Source organism: Nautilia sp. (assembly GCF_053994455.1).
This window is the reverse complement of record NZ_JBMYAU010000136.1, coordinates 12,253-31,230: the sequence shown is the minus strand read 5'-3', so window position 1 is coordinate 31,230 and position 18,978 is coordinate 12,253. Positions and strand designations below refer to the sequence as shown.

At 38.5% G+C, this 18,978-nt stretch carries 20 protein-coding genes; 2 read left to right on the top strand and 18 right to left on the bottom strand.

The features are described 5' to 3' along the window. The 4 genes from ACXJIE_RS09765 to ACXJIE_RS09750 all read right to left on the bottom strand — a co-directional run. Window positions 1-968 (bottom strand): DNA translocase FtsK (locus ACXJIE_RS09765; protein ID WP_456480787.1); only part of this gene is annotated, 968 nt, incomplete at its 3' end. 27 nt (window positions 969-995) lie between these two features. Then, window positions 996-3,593, bottom strand: a complete 2,598-nt coding sequence (flgL, locus tag ACXJIE_RS09760; RefSeq protein ID WP_456480786.1) for a flagellar hook-associated protein FlgL — start codon at window positions 3,591-3,593, stop codon at window positions 996-998. Between the two features lie 139 nt (window positions 3,594-3,732). Further along, window positions 3,733-4,140, bottom strand: coding sequence for an NUDIX domain-containing protein (locus tag ACXJIE_RS09755; protein WP_456480785.1), 408 nt, complete (start codon window positions 4,138-4,140; stop codon window positions 3,733-3,735). 10 nt (window positions 4,141-4,150) lie between these two features. After that, on the bottom strand, window positions 4,151-6,136 hold the full coding sequence (locus tag ACXJIE_RS09750; protein ID WP_456480784.1) for a methyl-accepting chemotaxis protein: 1,986 nt from the start codon (window positions 6,134-6,136) through the stop codon (window positions 4,151-4,153). 110 nt (window positions 6,137-6,246) lie between these two features. Here ACXJIE_RS09750 and bcp point away from each other — a divergent pair, with 110 nt between their 5' ends. Next, a complete protein-coding gene (gene bcp, locus ACXJIE_RS09745; RefSeq protein WP_456480783.1) occupies window positions 6,247-6,702 on the top strand; it encodes a thioredoxin-dependent thiol peroxidase in 456 nt (151 codons plus the stop codon). A gap of 130 nt (window positions 6,703-6,832) precedes the next feature. Here the strand turns inward: bcp and smpB are convergent, their stop codons facing one another. The 12 genes from smpB to mqnP form a co-directional block, all read right to left on the bottom strand. After that, window positions 6,833-7,288: an SsrA-binding protein SmpB gene (gene smpB / locus ACXJIE_RS09740; RefSeq protein WP_456480782.1), complete on the bottom strand. Its 456-nt coding sequence runs from the start codon at window positions 7,286-7,288 to the stop codon at window positions 6,833-6,835. A gap of 19 nt (window positions 7,289-7,307) precedes the next feature. Continuing rightward, on the bottom strand, window positions 7,308-8,087 hold the full coding sequence (gene proB, locus ACXJIE_RS09735; RefSeq protein ID WP_456480781.1) for a glutamate 5-kinase: 780 nt from the start codon (window positions 8,085-8,087) through the stop codon (window positions 7,308-7,310). Further along, complete coding sequence (gene obgE, locus ACXJIE_RS09730; protein WP_456480780.1) at window positions 8,068-9,141, bottom strand: GTPase ObgE; 1,074 nt, start codon at window positions 9,139-9,141, stop codon at window positions 8,068-8,070. Before obgE ends, proB begins: the two co-directional genes overlap by 20 nt. 152 nt (window positions 9,142-9,293) lie before the next feature. Next, window positions 9,294-9,557 carry a 50S ribosomal protein L27 gene (gene rpmA, locus ACXJIE_RS09725; RefSeq protein WP_456480779.1) on the bottom strand — a complete coding sequence of 88 codons (264 nt, stop codon included), beginning with the start codon at window positions 9,555-9,557 and terminating at the stop codon, window positions 9,294-9,296. A gap of 14 nt (window positions 9,558-9,571) precedes the next feature. Then, the gene (gene rplU, locus ACXJIE_RS09720; protein WP_456480778.1) at window positions 9,572-9,883 is read right to left on the bottom strand and encodes a 50S ribosomal protein L21; all 312 of its coding nucleotides are present in this window, start codon (window positions 9,881-9,883) and stop codon (window positions 9,572-9,574) included. A gap of 84 nt (window positions 9,884-9,967) precedes the next feature. Beyond that, window positions 9,968-10,339: a RidA family protein gene (locus ACXJIE_RS09715; protein WP_456480777.1), complete on the bottom strand. Its 372-nt coding sequence runs from the start codon at window positions 10,337-10,339 to the stop codon at window positions 9,968-9,970. A 228-nt stretch (window positions 10,340-10,567) separates the two neighbouring features. Then, window positions 10,568-11,386: a patatin-like phospholipase family protein gene (locus ACXJIE_RS09710; protein WP_456480776.1), complete on the bottom strand. Its 819-nt coding sequence runs from the start codon at window positions 11,384-11,386 to the stop codon at window positions 10,568-10,570. A 149-nt stretch (window positions 11,387-11,535) separates the two neighbouring features. Beyond that, window positions 11,536-11,928, bottom strand: a complete 393-nt coding sequence (gene rpsI / locus ACXJIE_RS09705; RefSeq protein WP_456480788.1) for a 30S ribosomal protein S9 — start codon at window positions 11,926-11,928, stop codon at window positions 11,536-11,538. Between the two features lie 5 nt (window positions 11,929-11,933). Then, a complete protein-coding gene (gene rplM / locus ACXJIE_RS09700; protein WP_456480775.1) occupies window positions 11,934-12,356 on the bottom strand; it encodes a 50S ribosomal protein L13 in 423 nt (140 codons plus the stop codon). A gap of 91 nt (window positions 12,357-12,447) precedes the next feature. After that, window positions 12,448-12,912 carry a DUF6115 domain-containing protein gene (locus ACXJIE_RS09695; RefSeq protein WP_456480774.1) on the bottom strand — a complete coding sequence of 155 codons (465 nt, stop codon included), beginning with the start codon at window positions 12,910-12,912 and terminating at the stop codon, window positions 12,448-12,450. Then, complete coding sequence (locus tag ACXJIE_RS09690; RefSeq protein ID WP_456480773.1) at window positions 12,905-13,414, bottom strand: hypothetical protein; 510 nt, start codon at window positions 13,412-13,414, stop codon at window positions 12,905-12,907. Before ACXJIE_RS09690 ends, ACXJIE_RS09695 begins: the two co-directional genes overlap by 8 nt. A 2-nt stretch (window positions 13,415-13,416) precedes the next feature. Then, window positions 13,417-14,253 (bottom strand): menaquinone biosynthesis prenyltransferase MqnP, encoded by an 837-nt coding sequence (gene mqnP, locus ACXJIE_RS09685; RefSeq protein WP_456480772.1) that lies wholly within the window; start codon window positions 14,251-14,253, stop codon window positions 13,417-13,419. Between the two features lie 91 nt (window positions 14,254-14,344). Between mqnP and miaA the strand changes: the two genes are divergently transcribed. Then, entirely contained in the window at window positions 14,345-15,199 is an 855-nt protein-coding gene (gene miaA, locus ACXJIE_RS09680) for a tRNA (adenosine(37)-N6)-dimethylallyltransferase MiaA (protein ID WP_456480771.1), read from the top strand. A gap of 13 nt (window positions 15,200-15,212) precedes the next feature. On the opposite strand, the gene ACXJIE_RS09675 is transcribed toward miaA, so the two are convergent. Then, entirely contained in the window at window positions 15,213-16,574 is a 1,362-nt protein-coding gene (locus tag ACXJIE_RS09675) for a class II 3-deoxy-7-phosphoheptulonate synthase (protein ID WP_456480770.1), read from the bottom strand. Between the two features lie 91 nt (window positions 16,575-16,665). Next, the gene (locus ACXJIE_RS09670; RefSeq protein WP_456480769.1) at window positions 16,666-18,966 is read right to left on the bottom strand and encodes an ATP-binding protein; all 2,301 of its coding nucleotides are present in this window, start codon (window positions 18,964-18,966) and stop codon (window positions 16,666-16,668) included. Between the last annotated feature and the right edge of the window lie 12 nt (window positions 18,967-18,978).

Below are 18,978 nucleotides of genomic sequence, written 5' to 3'. Positions count from 1 at the left end.
ATTTTGGACACTTTAATATGCGGAAGGGGTTTGAATTCGAATGTGGTGACTACGGGACCGACATAATACCTGACAACATCCCCTTCGATTTTAAACTGTCTCAGTTTTTCTATAAGCGTTTTTATTTTTTTGTCTATTTCCGATTCGTTTATCTCTTTTTTACCCTTTTTAGGAGCCTTTAAAAATTTAAGAGGGGGAAATTTCCAGTCCTTCGGTTTTTTTCTCTCTCCCGTTTCTATTTGAGAGAGAAGTTTTTTCGTATCTTCAAGTTCGTGCACATGCAACACGGGGGTCTCTTTTTCCGTTTCCACTTTATGCATTTCCTCCTCTTCCGCCTTATTACCGAAAGAAATTTCTTCTGTTTCACCCGTTTCACCGAAAGTGTCTCCGCTTTCATACGCCGGTATTTTGTCGGATTCGTCAAGAATTACGTCTTCAACATCCAAATCATCAGGTTTTTCCACCGGAATTTCAAAACCGTCGTCTACAACCGCCGGGGGTTCATTTTTAACCGCACTCTTTTTAACGTTAGCAACATCCTTTTTCCCCCTGTGAAAAATCCCGATTATCCTCTCTTCGAAAAGCAGAAAAACACCCCACAAAAACAGTACGAAAATTAAAAGACCGACTCCCACTACGCCTATGTATTTTTCAAGGGTGCCTACAAACAGGTTTCCTATTATCCCTTTTTTAAAAAGCGCCGACTGGAAAAAGAGAGAATCGAAAAATAAAAAAACCCCTCCGAGCACCTTTACGCAGACACCGTAGTCATATTTTCCGCCGTACCAAAAATAGGCCAGCACACCTAACAAAAAAGGAAAAATATATGAAAGATAACCGAACAGTTCAAAAGAGGATTTTCCCAAAAATTCACCGATTTTTCCCACCACACCCGGTTGCGGAACGAGCGTGGAAATAAAAAGATATAAAATCAACGCAATAATAAAAACAAAAACACTTTTACGCAAAATCAGGCCTTTTTTAATGTAATTTTATCACAAATAATTAAGCAGCGTTAAATTGTTTATTTTAGCTATGGACGCCAAAAGGGCCTGATAAGACGTCTGGAGAGAATTAAGACGCATCGTCGCCTCTCCCAAATCCGTATCGATGTTGTCGGACTGAAGCTGCTGAACATTGAGGGTGAGCATTTCCGTTCTTTCTATAGTCATTTCAAATTCATGACTTACGGCTCCTATTTTCGCGTGTTCCCTGCGCACGTGATCCATAATGTGATCTATTGCCTCGATTGCCCCCTGGATACCGAAGTTTCTCGGATCCGAAGAAGAGGAATCCGGATAACCGTTACCCTCTTTTACGGCGTCTATGGCTTTTTGGAGCGTTTCAAAAAAATCCGTCTGAGGGGAATCTACGGTTACGGCGTCATTAGCCTGAAAATACAGCGTATCCGTTGTTTCGTTCGGAACTGCGGACGTATCGGTATAAACGGCTTTCATACTCAAATCTATTCGTGTGGGATTTGCACCGTTGTCGTTAACATAAAATCTTCCTTTATCGTCCACTCCGGCACTTACCCTCTCTTTTGCGTTTTCCACCGCGCTGTTATAGGCGTCCGCACCATCGGAAGCCGGAAGAGTACCGGTTACCAGCATGGAAACCACGTCTGCAAGCTGTCTGTATGTCATGGCTTTTTGAACGTTTTGCGTCTGAGAAACCTCACAGGTGTCTGGATCGGTCGACGTAAGCGTCGTAATTAAATCGTGCGCCGGTGTAAGAGAACCGTCCGGCTCGTAAATATCATATATTTTTCCGTCAACTTCAAAAGTGCTTAAATGTTTTTTTCCGTTCGCATCGGTATATTCGGTGTCCCTAAGGGTTATTGCCGCATTTTTAAGCTCTCCGTTAACGTCTCTGTACGTTATGTTTATAACCTGCGGCATATCATCGTTTCCGAGCGTGTCGCTTAAAGACATATCTTCCGTCGCATAGGTTTGTGAAAGGGGGGTTTTTTCAACCGGAAGTCTTTGAAGATTTCCGCTGCTGTCTTTAAAATAGCTTATTTTGTAATCTTTTACAATCTGTGAAACGTTTCCTTTTATTTCATTTCCGTTTTTTTCCATAAAAAGATCATCGAAATTCAAAGAATCCTTCGCACTCAGCGCATTTACAGGATTACCCGCCGAATCGGTCGTCGTTAACGTAACGGTGTTCTGATTTAAAGAAGAGGAGCCGGGATCCTCGATAACAAGCTCCCCCTCCTTCATATAGGCGTTGTAGCCGTCTGCGTTTATCTGGTTTATCAAATCCTGAAACGTCTGAGAGGGGCCCACACTGTAAGGAACACCGTTAATCGTAACACTGAGATTTACATTTCCCAAAACGTCGCTTATTTTATCAAGTTCCGAAGCGTTTTGATGATCGGAAATTCTTTTAAAATCAACCCCGAATTTATATACGGACGGATCAAAATAGGAATTACTGGCGTTTACGCTTGAAAATTCCGGCACTCCGGCATAATCGCTTTTTTGAAATTCGGCCGTGTAATAACCCTTTTGAATTATGTTTTTTAAATTTTCCTCTACGCTTTTGGAACTGTCGTAATATTTGTTGTCGGCCGCAACCATATAAAAATCCGTAAGCATTTTACCGCTTTGAACATCTTTAATCTGAATTTCGCCCGTATCGTTTAATGAAACGTCCACAACCTTGCTTGAAGATGTGTTTCCGTAAAGCTCCCCTATTTTTTCAAGCAGATCGTTAACACTCTCCGAATTGTCCAAATAAAAATAACTTGTAAAACTCTCCCCGTCAGGTTTTCTACCTTTTACATAAAAACCGCTTTGTCCGGACGTATAGCTTCCGTTACCGTTGTAAACATCCTCGACTCCCGTAAGCATTCTTATCTGCGAATCCGCCGTCACGGGTATGTTAACTGGAACGTCGTCGGAATCCGGATGTTCGTTGTGCGCCGCCAAATCCTTGTCTATATAAAGGTTTCCGTCTGCCCCCCTTACCACAAACTGCGGATTCGCCTTCATTTTGTCATACTGGGGAACGTTGAGGGAAATATGCTTTGCATAATCGTCGTTCCTGCCTAAAAAAAGACTCGCCCCGTCGATATTATATTCCCTCTCAACCCCCGCTCCCAAAAAAGCCTTCACCTGTTGGTCGTTACCCTGATACCGATAATTTTCGTCAATAGGTTTAACGTTAAAACTGCTGCCGCTGAAAATATACTTGCCGTCAATGGAAGTGTTCGCCAAATCTTTCAGATGTGCAAGCTCGCTCTCAAGTTCACTAACTATAGCATCCCTGCTCGTTTCGTCGTTCGTATCGTTTGCCGCTTTTAAAAGATTGCTTTTGAAACTTCCGAGAGCAGTAACAAAATCGTTAAGGGTGGTGTCGGTTTCGTTCGCAAACGTCTGGGCGAATGTTGCGGAAGATTTTACCTGTGTAAAAGAATTAAGCTCCTCATTGAGTTTCAGATATTTTACATAAACACCGGGATCGTCATACATATTTTGAATTTTTTCCCCTGTGGAAATCTGTGTCTGCACATCCGTAAGGGCGTTTAATGTTTTTTGCTGATTCAGCACGAAATTGTTATACTGCGTAAACTGGGTAACTCTCATAATCCTTCCTTGGACTTTTTTAAAAAAAGCAATTTTCATTCCCAAACCGCCAAAAAACAGTAAACTCCGATTTAAATTTATTTAATAAAAGTGTCTGTCGCTTATATTATAAACGCTTTTATTCTTTTTTCATACTTCTTTAATTATTCAAATAATCCCTTAAAATTCCGGCATGATCAAACACCAGTCCGTTCCAGGGGATTTCCTCCAATTTTACAACAAAAGCCTCTTTTGCATCGTCTCCGGCTTTAGGAATATCGTACGCACGGCAGACAAACACGCAGCTTGCCGTATGAAGACGGGGATCCCTTTTTGGATCCGAATACACTCCTAAAAGTTTTTCAATTTCCACATCAAGGCCGATTTCTTCTTTCATCTCCCTTTTTAATGCCGTTTCCACACTTTCTCCTCTATCCACAAAACCTCCGGGAAGGGCATAACCCAAAGGAGGGTTTTTCCTTTTGATGAGCACTATCCCTTTAAATTCCGGATTGAAAACTTTAACAATACCGTCCACCGTCAAATAAGGCGTTAAAGGCGGCCACATATCGCTTCCTTTAAATTTTAAACTGGCTTATTTCTTTTAAAAGTTTTTCCGCCAAAAGCGCTATTTTTTCAACGTTTTTATTGTTTTTAAGCACATTGTCCCTGTTTTCTTCGGACATTTTTTTAACAATCTCCATTTTTTCTATAAATTCCTGCATTATTTTTACAATCGATTCTATATTATCCACATTGTGCTGCACTTTTTCAACGACAATTTCCATTTCGAAAGAGACATCCCCTATTTTTTCCTGAACTTCCTGGGTCTGGTTTGTCACAAGATTGACATTTTCTATATTCTGATGCATTTCGTCATTTGCGGTGTTTATGGACTGAACTATAATATTTATCGTGGCGTCAATTTCACTAAGGCTTTTTTGTGTCCTTTCGGCGAGTTTTCTGACTTCGTCCGCCACTACCGCAAACCCTCTTCCGTGCTCTCCGGCCCTTGCAGCTTCAATCGCGGCATTCAAAGCGAGCAGGTTGGTCTGATCCGCTATTTCGCTTATTACGGTCAAAACGTCCTTAACCTGTTCCGCATCCTGAGAAAGCTGCTGGAGTTTTTCAGCCAGGTTATGTTCGTTGACTGCGTTTTGCTGTATCGTGTTCATCATCTCTTCTATTAAGGAAATAGCCGTTTTCAGACTTTTGTTGGCAATAAGGATATTGTATTTAACTTCGTTAGAGTTATTGGATTCGTCTAAAAGATTTTCTTTGAGATTATCGGCCGTTGCCGCAGCTTCGTTTACTATCTCCGCTTCTTTTCTGATGTTTTTATTGATAAGTTCGAACGATTTTTTAAGACTTACCACAACACTTCTGTTTTCATTCGAACTTCTGTAGGCACTTGTCATAACTTCTCTTAAAACCGTCAAAAATTCTTTTAAAGTCATTCTTATCACACCGAACTCGTCTTTTTCGTATATCCTTATCTCCATAGACAAATCTTTATTTTCTGCTATGCTCAATATAAGTCCTTTAAGGCTTCTAAGCTGCATTTCAAGTTTTTTTACGCTGCTAAAGCCGATAATTATCATTAAAATGTTAATCAGTACGCCCAAAACAGTCTGAATAATATAGTGATTAGAAATCTTGTTCAAATCTTTTAAAATTATATCGGCGATTTTATCGTCAATCCGTTTTAATATGTTTATTTTTTTCGTAATGCTCTTAAACCAGTATTCAGGATCAACGTTAAAATTACCTTCCTCAGCTTTCCGTAAGGCGATATCTCTCATTCTCTGAACCTCTTTAAAAGAAGGATCTTTTATAAGCTGATAATACATTTTTTTCATCTGGGGGGAAGCAAAGGTTAAAAAATCGTCCAGATACGCATTCTGTTCCGAAATAAGTCGTATAAATTTTACGAACATACCCGGTTTAAATTTATCGGCTCCGAATGTGGCGCTAAGTACGGCCCTTTCTATCCCCGCCCTTTCTTTGGCCTTTAAAAAGCTGACGTAAGCGGCCAAATCCATGGCAATTTGTTCATTAGGAGCAAGTCTTGAAGTGAGCCCTATTATTTTCAGTATAAGAGTGTTCATTCGGGTGTACCATTTAACCTCGTCTTTCAGACTTATGGACAGGGTGTCCACTTTACTTCTTATCGAAAGCAGTTCGCTAAAAAACAAATCGAGTCTGTTTATGTCATTTTCAAGCTCCCGAGGATAGTTTTTTAAATCTATGTTTTTTAAAGTTTTTTTGTATTCTTTTATTTTTTCATCCGTCAGCCTTCTCTGATTGGCAAGTATAACTTTAAACTTTTTACCGCCGCTTCCGATATACCCCGCACTCGCACCCCTTTCCTTTTGGGTTTCGTGAATCAAAGCGCTGAGCGACTTGCTTAAAACGACAAGCTCCTCAAGCGCTTTTTTGTTTTTTTCCACTTCCATGGACTTCATAAAGTCCCTTATGTTATAATAAGAAATAACAACGGTTGCAAGTGTTACGATTATAATCATTGTGTTTCGCAATGAAAGAGAACTGAAAAACTTTGCCATGTGTACGCCTTTTTTTGTTTATTATAACAATTTTATTATATTATCGGTATTTTTATACAATTCATAACATTATCCGGGGAAAAAAGTCAAATTTATGTAAAGGAGAAAGTATGCAAAAAAACGATTTTTGTCTGCCCAACCAGGACGGGGTGGAAATATGTCTGAGGGATCTCAAAGGAAAATGGATAGTTTTGTATTTTTATCCTAAAGACAACACGCCGGGATGCACTACCGAAGCAAAGGAGTTCAGCGAACTGCTGGACGAATTTGAAAGCTTAGGTGCCGTTGTTATCGGAATTAGCCCCGACAGTTCGAAAAAACACTGTAATTTTATAGAAAAACACAACTTGAGCGTAACACTGCTCAGCGATGAAAACAAAGAGGTGCTTAAAGCGTTCGGGGCATGGGGAAAGAAAAAAATGTACGGAAAAGAGTATGAAGGCGTCATACGATCAACTTTTATTATAAACCCGGAGGGTGAAATCGTAAAAGAATACAAAAAAGTAAAAGCAAAAGGCCATGCCGCAAAAGTTTTGGAAGATTTAAAAGAACTTATTCAAGCTTAAACTACCTCTTCCCACTTTGCCAGCTTAATTAACTGTAACCAATTCCAAACTTTAATAACTTAACCAGCCCTGATAACCTATATACCAATATACTAACCAATTAACCTCAAAACTCTTCGCAACTCGCTTACTAAAACCCGTATCTTTTCATTGCGCTTGCGGCTTCTTTTTTCAGCTCTTTTTCCTTCATCACCCTTCTTTTGTCGTGAAGTTTTCTACCTTTTGCAACGGCTATTTCAAGTTTAGCACGGTTTCGGTTGTTAAAATAAATCCTAAGAGGCACGAGGGTATATCCTTTTTCACTTGTATATCCGGCGAGTTTTGCAATCTCCTGTTTGTGAAGCAGCAGCTTTCTAGGTCTTTTTTCTTCATGCCTGTATGCTTTGTAAGTGGTGTCGAGATTGCTGATATGCCCCTGAAGCCACCATACTTCCCCGTCTTTGATTCTCACATAAGAATCCTTCAGGTTAACCCTTCCGGCCCTTAGAGCTTTAACTTCACTTCCTTTAAGCTCTATACCCGCTTCATATTTATCAAATATGTCATAATCGTGATACGCTTTTCTGTTTGTCGCAACAACCTTCATAAAACGCCTCCCTCGCTTTTCATTTTAAACTTTTATCTTTTTGTTTTCCGCTTATAAAAAGCGTCCCACCCTTATGGTTCCCGTTTAAAAAAGATTTCACATCGCTCAAATCGAATCCGCTTGATAAAAACATCGATTTGCCTCTCTCCATTAAAAACTTAGCCGCCTTGAGTTTTGTGACTATACCTCCGGTTGCGAATGTGTCGTTCGGCGAACATTCCTGTTTTAGCAGCTCATCGCTTATTTCGGTTACTTTTTTCAAAGGTCTGGCGTTTTTGTTCGTTTTGGGGTTGTCGGTATAAAATGCGTCGATATCGCTCAAAATAAAAAGCATATCGGCATCGAAATAGTACGTAACATACGCACTTAACTGGTCATTGTCCCCGAAAAGTATCTCTTCTACCGATACGGAATCGTTTTCGTTAATAATCGGTATGATTTTATTTTTAAGCAAAACATTAATCATTTTTTTTGCGTTTTCGGTTCTCTTTCTGCTGTCGAAATCGGCTGCCGTAACCAAAACCTGAGCAACGGTGACGTTATATTTATGAAAACGTTCCTTGTATTCTTTCATTAAAAGCGGCTGCCCTATTGCCGCAAGCGCCTGTTTGTTTTCAAGCCTGCTTTTATCAAGCGGACACCTCGTATATCCGGCTCCGACCGCACCGCTGCTTACAAGCAAAACCTCGTATTTTTTGTTAAGTTCGCTCAGCATTTCGACAATATCGTCTATTCTCCCGCTTAACTTTCCGTTTTCGTATAACGTGGCGGTACCGACTTTAAAAACTATTCTCTTCATCTTCTTTTCTTTTGTTTTTTTCCACCAAATCAAAAAGGGCGAATTTCAAAGCCTCTATATTTATATTAGCCACCGAACTTATCGGCAGTACGAACGTTTTATCGTCAAAATGACAGGACAGATTCGGGTCGGCTTTGAATTTAGGTTCCGTTTTTGAAATTCCGAGTTTTTCAAAAAACTCCTCGATTTTATCCGCTCCCGCACTGTCGCATTTCGTAAGCGCTATGGCATAATCCCTGCCCGCTAATTGTTCACTGTACTCCCTAAGCTCTTTTTGAAGAGTTTTAAACTGATAAACCGGGTCCCTATATGAACTTAAATCAATCATATAAAGAATCGTGGATGTTCTTTCTATGTGTTTTAAAAACTCAATCCCGAGTCCCTTTCCTTCGTGAGCACCTTCTATAATACCCGGAATATCGGCCATTACAAAACTTCTATATTCATCCATCCTAACCACCCCGAGTTTAGGAGTAAGTGTGGTAAATTCGTAATTTGCTATTTCGGGTTTTGCATTGCTGAGTGTACTGATTAATGTGGATTTTCCGGCATTTGGAAATCCCACAAGCCCTACGTCCGCTATTAATTTAAGCTCCATTATAATTTCAAGTTCTTTTCCCTCCTCCCCCGGCTGCGCATACCTCGGCGTCTGGTTTCTCGGGCCTCTGAAATGCCAGTTTCCAAGACCTCCCCTGCCGCCTTCAAGCAGGGTTTTTCTTTCACCGTCTTCTTTCATATCAAGAAGCACCTCGCCGGTGTCCGCATCTTTTATAACAGTTCCCGGCGGAACTTTTAAAATCAAATCTTCTCCGTTTGCACCGTGTTTTTTTCTCCCTTCCCCCGGTCTTCCGTTTTTAGCTTTTAACAGACGCTTTCCTTTAAAATGTGAAAGGGTGTGTGTATTTTTGTCACATTCCACTATAACATCGCCGCCCTTCCCACCGTCGCCTCCGTCGGGGCCTCCTTTTACCACAAATTTTTCACGCCTGAAGCTTACACAGCCCTGTCCGCCTTTTCCTGATTTCACCTTTAATTTTACATTGTCTACAAACATTTACATCCTTTTAAAATTGGGTAGTATGTAATCAACAGCTTTACTTAAATATAGAGGTTCGTTTAAAGCTTTACGCAAACTATTCATTACATACTGCTTATTAAATGAAAATTTTATCAAATTATGAGTAAAAATGAGGGGAAAGAGAGAAATTAGTTGTTTTCTGCCGGATAAACGGATACTTTTTTTCTTTGTTTGTCTTTAATTTCGAATTTTACGTATCCGTCGATTAAAGCATAAATAGTGTGATCTTTTCCGAGTCCGACGTTGTTTCCTGGATGAACTTTTGTTCCTCTTTGTCTGATAATAATATTACCTGCCCTTACGAATTCTCCTCCGAATTTTTTAACGCCGAGTCTTCTACCGGCCGAATCCCTGTTGTTCTGGGTTGACCCTTGTCCTTTTTTATGTGCCATGGAATCTCCTTAAATTAAGCTACGATTTCTTTGATTACGACTCTTGTAAAGTCTCTTCTGAAACCTCTTTTTTTTCTTGAGTCTTTTCTTCTTCTTTTTTTGAAGATAATAACTTTTTTTCCTCTTCCGTTATTAATTACTTCCGCCACCACTTTGGCGCCTTCGACAAGAGGAGCACCTATTTTAGTATCATCGCCTTTTACCAATAATACTTCATTGACTTCTATACTTGACTTAGGCTCCGCACCTTCTATTCTATCAAGTTCTAATACGTCTCCAACGCTTACTTTATATTGTTTTCCGCCGTGTTTAATAACTGCATACATTTCGTTAACCCTTTATTGGTTTTTTAGGATGAAATATTAACTTTATTTTCTTAAACTAAACTTAAATTAAGAAAAGTTTAAGTTTTAATTTATAAACGCAACACATTCGATTTCCACTTTTGCGCCTTTTGGAAGCTCTTTTACCGCAACGGTGCTTCTTGCCGGTTTATGCTTAAAATATTCCCCGTAAACCTCGTTTACAGCCACAAAATTACCGATATCGTCTAAAAAAATAGTGGTTTTTACAACATTTTCAAGTTTAGCACCGGCCGCTTCCAAAACCGCTTTTAAATTTTCACACACCTGTTTCGTCTGGGTTTTGACATCCGAATCAAGAAATTCCCCCTGAGGTGTTAACGCTATCTGTCCGGATGTATATACGAAATTTCCGACTTTTACGGCCTGTGAATAAGGGCCTATGGCTTCCGGAGCCTTTTTGGTATAGATTTTTTGCATCACTTCTCCTTTTTGCAAAATTATATCAAATTACATCTTGACAATAGTTAATTAGTATATTTGTTATTGGTATATTAGTGTATTGAGGTATTGGTTATCGGTTTTTTGTAAGTCGCAACAGTTTGGTGTCAGGCATAGCTTATCATCCGTTATCAGTCGTAACCTTGCTCACTGCAACATTTTCCTTTTTCCATTATCAGTTCTTCCTCTCTTTTTTCACCCTTTATATTAGTTTAATTTTTCACTTTTTAAAACTTCCCTCGTATAGTGCCGTCCTATTTCTATAAGTTCAAGAGCCCTGTGAAATTCATACCATTTTGCAATTTTCTGTGGAAATTTTATTTCAATATCGGGAATATATTCGGCACGTCTGTATCTGAATATGACCTGCATCATAAGTTCTATCGACATATTGGTAGGATCCTCTTTTTCTTCAAAAATTTTATCCCATACATCATGAAGTATGGTTATTTTTTTTCGGGTTTCTTTTTTATATCTGATTTTTATATCCCTGTTTTCTTCGCCGTACAGATTAACGGCGATAATCAAATCGCTCAAATCGCTCATAACGGGGGCCACCGGCATCAGATTCAGCACGCCCCCGTCCACAAGTGTCATATTGTGTATTTTTACAGGTTCAAAAACACCCGGAATGGCCGCCGAGGCTTTAACGGCCTGCCAAAGGGGGCCTTTTTGAAACCAGACTTCTTTTCCTTTATTCAAATCCGTTGCAACTGCGGTGAATTTTATCGGCAAATCCTCTATATTGTAATCGCCCACAAGCTCTTTTATTTTGTTAAATATCTTATCACCGTTGAGTTTAAACGGGGGTTTTATAAACTTAAGTATGTCTACAAGTTCTAACGATTCCACCCATTTTTTATAAATATCAAGTTTTCCGCATGCCTCAAGCGCTCCTATAAGCGCCCCCATCGACGTTCCGCTTATTGAAACTATTTCATATCCCTGTTCTTTCAGTTCTTCTATAACACCTATATGAATGTATCCTCTCGCCCCTCCTCCGCTTAAAACAAGTGAAACTTTCATATAATTCCTTTATACTTATAATGTTTTAATATTAACAAAAAAATTTATATTTACCGTTAATTTTTTTTAATGATAAATAAAAAGAGATGATTTTAATTTAAAGTGACAGACACTTATTATATAAACAAAAAAAGAAAAAAGAAATGAAATTATCTTTTTGAGAACTGAGGAGATTTTCTCGCTTTCTTTTTCCCGTATTTTTTTCTTTCAACCCTTCTTGCGTCTCTCGTAAGAAGTCCGGCTGGTTTTAGAATGCTTCTGAATTCAGGCGCGTACTCCACAAGAGCTTTAGAAATACCGTGTTTAACGGCATCCGCCTGAGCCGCAAACCCTCCGCCGAATACTTTTACGTCGATATCAACGGCGTTTTCCTGTTTAGTAAGCATTAAAGGCCATCTGACTCTAAGTTTAAGAGCTTCCCTGCCTCCGAGGAAATCGTCAAGGTCTTTACCGTTAACAGTTATTTTTCCGCTTCCCGCTTTAAGCCAAACTTTTGCCACCGCTTCTTTTCTTTTTCCAGTTGCGTATATTCTTCCGTGCATTTTCATTAGTTACCCTTTACTTGAGCTGTATGAGGATGATTTTCACCTGCGTACACTTTTAGTTTTTTAAGCATTTTTCTTCCGAGTTTGGTTTTCGGAAGCATTCCCCTTGTTGCTAATTTAAACAATTTTTCAGGATTGTTTTTAAGCAGTTTTTCAACGGTTTCTTCTTTTAAGTTGCCGAAATATCCCGTATGTTTGTAATATTTGTCTTCCAATTTTTTAGAGTTTGAAAATTTTACTTTCTCGGCATTAATTACAACCACGTAATCGCCACAGTCAACATGAGGAGTATAATATGGTTTATGTTTACCTCTTAATTTCGTTGCTATTTCAGTAATCACCCTACCGAAAATTTTATCTTTGGCATCTATTAAAATCCAATCTCTCTTAACATCTTCTTCTCTAATTGATTTAGTAAATTTCATTATCACACCTTTTGTGAATTTTTTAGGTATGGAATTTTAGGAAAGAAAACTTAAAAAAACCTTAATTTAAGCAGAATTTAAGGAAACTACCCTAAAAACTCTGAAATTTTATAACAAGCTCCACTTCACCCGCCGGAATTCTTAACTCCCTGCTTATTTCTTCTACGGAATACCCGTTTTTGTACAGGTTTATTATTCTCTGTTCGTCAGTCTTATTTATATTTGCAAAATCTACAATTTTATTTTTTACGGAATGCTCCACACTGAAAAGTTTGTTTTCAAGTTCCTTTATATGTTTTATGTTTTTTTCTTCGAGCTTTTTTACATTGTTTACAAGTTTTTCTATTACAATCTCTATTTCTTCAAGCGTTTTTTCGGTTTTTTTGGAACCCACGGCTTTTTTTAACCTGAAAAGTTCCTGATTCACATCTTCAAGTGCAAGTTCGAGGGCGGCAAGTTTGGAATCCAAAACTTTGTCCCTTTTTAACATATATATAAATAAAAACAGTATAAAACCGCTGAGTCCCAAAAACATAATTATTTCTATCTTACCCATTTTTTCCCTTCATTTCCCTTATGATAGCCCTCTCCCTCGCCATTATAAACGCATTGTAATCTTTCAAGTCCCTTTCATGCATCAGTAAAATTTTAGCAAGTTTTTCATTTTCCGCAACAAATACCACCGGTACGCTTCTTGGAGGGAATACCGGAAGGGACATCCTTCCGTAATATTTTTCCCCTTTTATCATAACCGGATCTTTTATTTCGAAATAATCAAACCCTATTTTTGCTATTTCCGTTTTGTAATCAAGCTTTAAAAGTTCTTTTTTTTCGTTTTTTACAATTGCGGTAAGTTCGTCTATCTTTCTGTGAAGGGCGATTAACAGCTCCAACAGTACGGGATCCGTCTCTTTAGTCTCACCCCTCGCTTTTGCAAGTTTTATGTACTGCCCTATGGGATCTTCGCTTTCGCTTCCGAGTTTGTCAAACTCCTCTTTGTATTCTTCAGTGTATCCGCCGAATTCAAATTCGACAAAAGCGGGTATTAATCTCGGCATTTTCAAAGCCTGTCAAGTATTATCAAAATTAAAAACACAATTCCCAAATAACCGTTTACGTCAAAAAACGCCTTGGGAATATTTTTTAAATTTTTTCTGACAAGCATCTGTTCGTAATACAGCATAACGGCCGCAAAAATTACCGCAATCCACCCGAAAAACCCCAGATTTGCATAAGCCGCAAACAGCGCCCAGAAAAGCACGCTTAAAAAATGAAACATACTCGAAATAAACACGGCGCCTTTTTCCCCCGTTAAGGCGGGAATGGAATGAAGCCCCTCTTTTCTATCGAAATCGATATCCTGTATCGAATACAAAACATCAAAACCCGCAACCCAGAACATCACTCCGAGGGCGAGAAAAACACTCCAGCAAGGAATAGAAGCCTTTACGGCTATAACGCCGGCAAGAGGCGCAAGCCCCAAAGAAACACCGAGAACAAGATGGGCGTATTCGCTGAAACGTTTGAAATAACTGTAACCTCCGAGTACTATTAAAACAGGGATTGATAATTTAAAAGCGAGGGAATTAATCAAATAAGCCGTTCCTATAAAAATAAGGGCGTTTGCAAGAATAAAAAGTTTTATCTGGTTTTCGTTTATTTCACCCGTAACGGAAGGCCTCTCCTGTGTTCTCGGGTTTTTAGAATCGATGTCCCTGTCAACAAGCCTGTTTACGGCCATGGCGAAATTTCTTGCACTTACCGCCGCCAGTAACCCCAAAAACAACAGCCTCCATCCGAACCATCCGTCCGCCGCCACAACCATTGCTATCAGAATAAAAGGAATACTGAAAACGGTATGAGAGAATTTCACCAGATCCATATATTTCTTTATCATCGCCTCTCCTTACATATCATAAATAACATCTTTGCAAAATCCGTTTTTTACCGAAAATATTTATTGTATAATTGTAACAAAAAAGGTTTGTATGTTTGCTATAATAGGACCCACGGCAAGCGGAAAAAGCGATTTGGCAATCAAACTTGCCTTAAAACTTAATTACGAAATTCTTTCACTCGATTCCCTGAGCATTTACAAAGAAATAGACATAGCCTCGGCCAAACCTTCAAAAGCCGAACTTTCTTCGGTAAAACACTACGGCGTAAACGAAATTTTTCCGGATGAAAAATTCGACGTTATGAAATTCATCGAAATATACAGAAAAATTCCGCACAGAAACATAATAATAGTGGGAGGGACGGGATTTTATTTAAAAGCCATGCTTGAAGGCATATCCGAAATGCCCGAAATAAACGACACACTCAAAAAAGAGGCTTCGAAAAAAAACTACGATTTTTTAAAAAGCGTCGATCCTATGTTCGCTTCTAAAATATCCCCCAACGACACATACAGAATCCAAAAAGGAATAGAAATATACCTGGCCACAAACATCCCCGCAAGCGAATATTTTAAAAAAAACCCTCCTAAGCCGGTTTTACCGGAGATACCGGTATTTGAAATAGAAGTTGACAGAAACATACTGAAAGAAAGAATAAAAATACGCACGGATAAAATGTTCGAAGCGGGGCTGATAGACGAAGCGGCTTATCTTGAAAAAAAATACAAAGACAGAAGACTTCCCGCTTTAAAAGCCATAGGAATAAAAGAAGTGCTCGATTATTTCAACGGAAAATACGATTTGAATAGTTTAAAACAGAAAATAATCACCAATACCTCAAGGCTTGCAAAAAGACAGCAAACGTTTAATAAAACACAGTTTAAAAACCGGATTTCGGCGCCTCTTGAAGAATTAGAAGAAATAATAATATCAAAAATAAAATAGAGGAAAACCCCTTTTAAATTTGCGGGTTTTTGTTAATGGACTGTTTTAAAAGATCCGCAATTAAAAAAGAAAGCTCCAACGCCTGTTTTGCATTTAACCTCGGATCACAGTGGGTGTCATAGCTTTTTTCAAGATCTTTTTCGCTGATTGCGTACGAACCTCCCATACATTCGGTAACATCCCTTCCGGTCATCTCAAGATGCACTCCGCCGGGAAACGTTCCGAAGCTTTCATGAACGGCAAAATAGCCTTTTACTTCGGCAAGTATTTTATCGAACTCCCTTGTTTTTATGTTGCTTGATGTTTTTATAGTGTTCCCGTGCATAGGGTCTATGCTCCATATAACATTTTTACCGGCCTCTTTCACCGCCTTTAAAAGTTTAGGAAATTCTTTTTCTATTTTATCGGCCCCCATTCTTACAATAATATTCAGCCTTCCCGCTTCGTTTTTTGGGTTTAGTATCTCAATCAGCTCCAAAAGGCCCTCCGGTGTCATTGACGGCCCGGCTTTTACGCCCACAGGGTTTTTAACACCTCTTAAAAACTCCACATGCGCCTCGTTCGGATCTCTCGTTCTGTCTCCGATCCAGAGCATATGGGCCGAACAGTCATACCACTCACCCGTAAGACTGTCCTCTCTTGTAAGCGCCTCTTCATAATTTAAAAGCAGCGCCTCGTGCGATGTATAAAGTGTGGTTTCCCTTAAATTAGGTGTATTGTCCGGAGTAATGCCCACAGCCTCCATAAATTTCAGACTTTCCGTAATCCTGTCTGCAAGTTCTTCGAATCTGTGCCCTTCGGGAGATTCTTTTATAAAATCAAGCGTCCATTTGTGGATTTTTCTGAGATCAGCCATCCCACCTTTTGCAAAAGCCCTTAAAAGGTTCATGGTGGCGGCCGACTGATTGTACGCTTTTAACATTCTCTCGGGGTCCGCCTTTCTGGCTTCTTCGGTAAATTCAATCGAATTTATTATATCTCCCCTGTAACTCGGAAGCCTCACTCCGTCTCTTTCTTCAAAATCGCTGCTTCTCGGTTTTGCAAACTGGCCGGCTATCCTTCCTATTTTAACTACGGGAAGTCCCCCGGCAAACGTCAAAACCACCGCCATTTGCATCATAACTTTAAACATATCCCTTATATTGTTACCGTCAAACTCGGCAAAACTTTCTGCACAGTCGCCGCCCTGAAGAAGGAATGCCTTACCTTCGCAGACGTCGGCGAGTTTGGATTTGAGGTTTCTGACCTCACCCGCAAACACAAGAGGCGGATATTTTCCGAGTTCTTTTTCAACACGTTTTAATTTTTCAATGTCTTCGTATGTAGGCTGCTGTCTTATCTGTTTGTTTCTCCAGCTTGTTTTTGTCCAGCTCATTACAATCCTTTATATAAATGATTCGGAATTGTAGCAAAAGTTTCGTTTAAAAATAAACCGTTACACAAAAATAAACGGTTTTAATATTGCTTTATTTCTTTTTTACAAAACTGAAAACCGCACCGTACTTGCCGTTGGAAACTTTAAGAACACCGCCGTGTTTCAGCGCTATCTGGCTTGCAAGATACAGCCCCAGCCCGGTACCGCCTTTTCTTGTGGAAAAATGCAAATCAAACACCTTGTCCATAATCTCCTCTTTTATACCTCCGGCCGTATCCTCAAGTTCGATATAATAGTTTTCTTCGTCTTCATAAGTTCTTATTATAATCTCTTTCCTTTTTATACCGCGTTCGTTAAAAATATCTTTTGCATTTAATATTATACTGATTAACAGATGCTCGAAATCGCTTTTTACCCCGTAAAGCTTAAAAGTTGTGGTTATTTTTCTTCTAACCGAAATAGATTCCCTCATCAGCTCGTCTTTTAGCAGCAAAAGCACGTCGTCGATAACATCATATATTTCAAACTCCTCTTTTTTCTGATTATTAAAAAACTCCCTGAAACTGTTTATCGTTTCTAATAGATGATTAATCTGGATTTCACTGTTTCTTATAAACTCGTCGAGTTTCTCCTCCGTAAGTTCGTTTTTTTCATATTTTAAAACTTCAATCATAAATTTGATATTGTTAACGGGACTTTTCCACTGGTGCGCAATGGCGTCTATCATTTCCCCCATTAAAGCGAATTTCGACTGTCTGCTTAGTATTTCTTCCTGTCTGAGTCTCTTTTCCACCTCGTTTTGAATTTTTATCTTCAAATCCTCTTTATGCCGCTGGAGTTCTTTTATTTTATTTTCAAGCTGCTTGTGAAGATAAAACAGTTTTTCGGAAACCGCTCCTATTTCGTCTTTATAAAACACTTTTCCGCCGGTTTTGACGTTTTTCCCGAAATCTAAAACAAGCCTGTAAAGATTCTCCAGAGGTTTGTCAACTTTTTTAAATATCATGTAAACAATAAATAAGCTTATTATAAGATATACCACGAAACTCAAAATAAGCAGAAAACTCTGAAATCTGAGTTTTTTTTCAATAACGGATATTTCATCCCGGTTTCTTTGTTTAATCAAATCCTTTATTATATTAAACTGTTCCATAACATATTCGGTATTGATTTTAAGTTTTTCAATCTTTTTCTTCTTTAAAATTTTATTGACGTTGTTTAACACATTGCCGAGTACATCAAGCTCGTTGGGGGTAAAAACATCCATATTCAGATAATAACCGAGTTTTTTGCCGTCAAGTTTAAGGTTTTTTATATCGACTCCGCCCAAAAAATATTTTTTTATGTGTTTGCTTTTAAGATTAAACATAAGTTCGAATATTTTGTTTTCAATCATATCCGTCACATAAACGGCTTGTAGTTTATTGCGGGTCACCGTATATATTTTATTTGAATAATAATGGTATATCAGCATTTCCGAAATAAGAAAAAACATAACCGTGGCTTCAAAAACAAGTGTTATAAAAATAAATTTTTTAATTCTCATATTAAGAAATTTTCCGCTCAAAAACAGAAAAAGAACCGTAATAAGACCGGCGGAAAGCAGAAATATCAACATCAGATCCCGTGTGGTAATAAAATATTTCAGCGAAAAATCCCTGTCTGACAGCAGAAAACCCGGAGGAAGTTTTTTTTGATACTCTTTTTTTCTTATTTTTTCTATTTCTCCGTAAGGTATTTCCTCAACCGCCTTATTGATAATTTTGTACAACGTTTCATACTTTTTATTGACACCTATGTGTTCTTCGCCGTATCTGTCAATAAACGTGGTGATAACCTTGAATTTTTCCATATAACTTATATCGGGAACATAAAATACCGCAACCGCATCTATTTTGCCGTTTAAAAGATCGGTATACGGATGTCTGGTGTATGTTATTTCAAAACCCGAATTTTTTAAAATATCCCTGAGTATGGATTTTTTTGCAATAAACACCTTTTTATTTTTCAAATCTTTCAGATTTCTTATATCCGAGTTTTCATTTACTATAATATAATAGGGAGCAAAATTGTACGCTTTGGTAAACAAAAAATCTTTTTCCCTCTTTAACGAACGGCTTATACCCAAAATTCCGTGTACTTTGCCTGTTTTGGCATCTTCGAAAGCGTCTGACCAGTATTTGTAATAAACGGGCACTATATTCAGGCCGCCATATTTATTCAAAAGTTTTATAAAGTTCGTATGAATCGAATTTCCGCTCTTATCCACCGGCCAATACTTCATACAAGCAAAATAAACGACAGGATTGTTTTTTAAAAACGTTTTTTCTTTTGCCGTATAATCAAACGCAAACAGAAAATTCAGACACAGCAACAAAACCCCCAGTTTCATATTCCCCCTTTT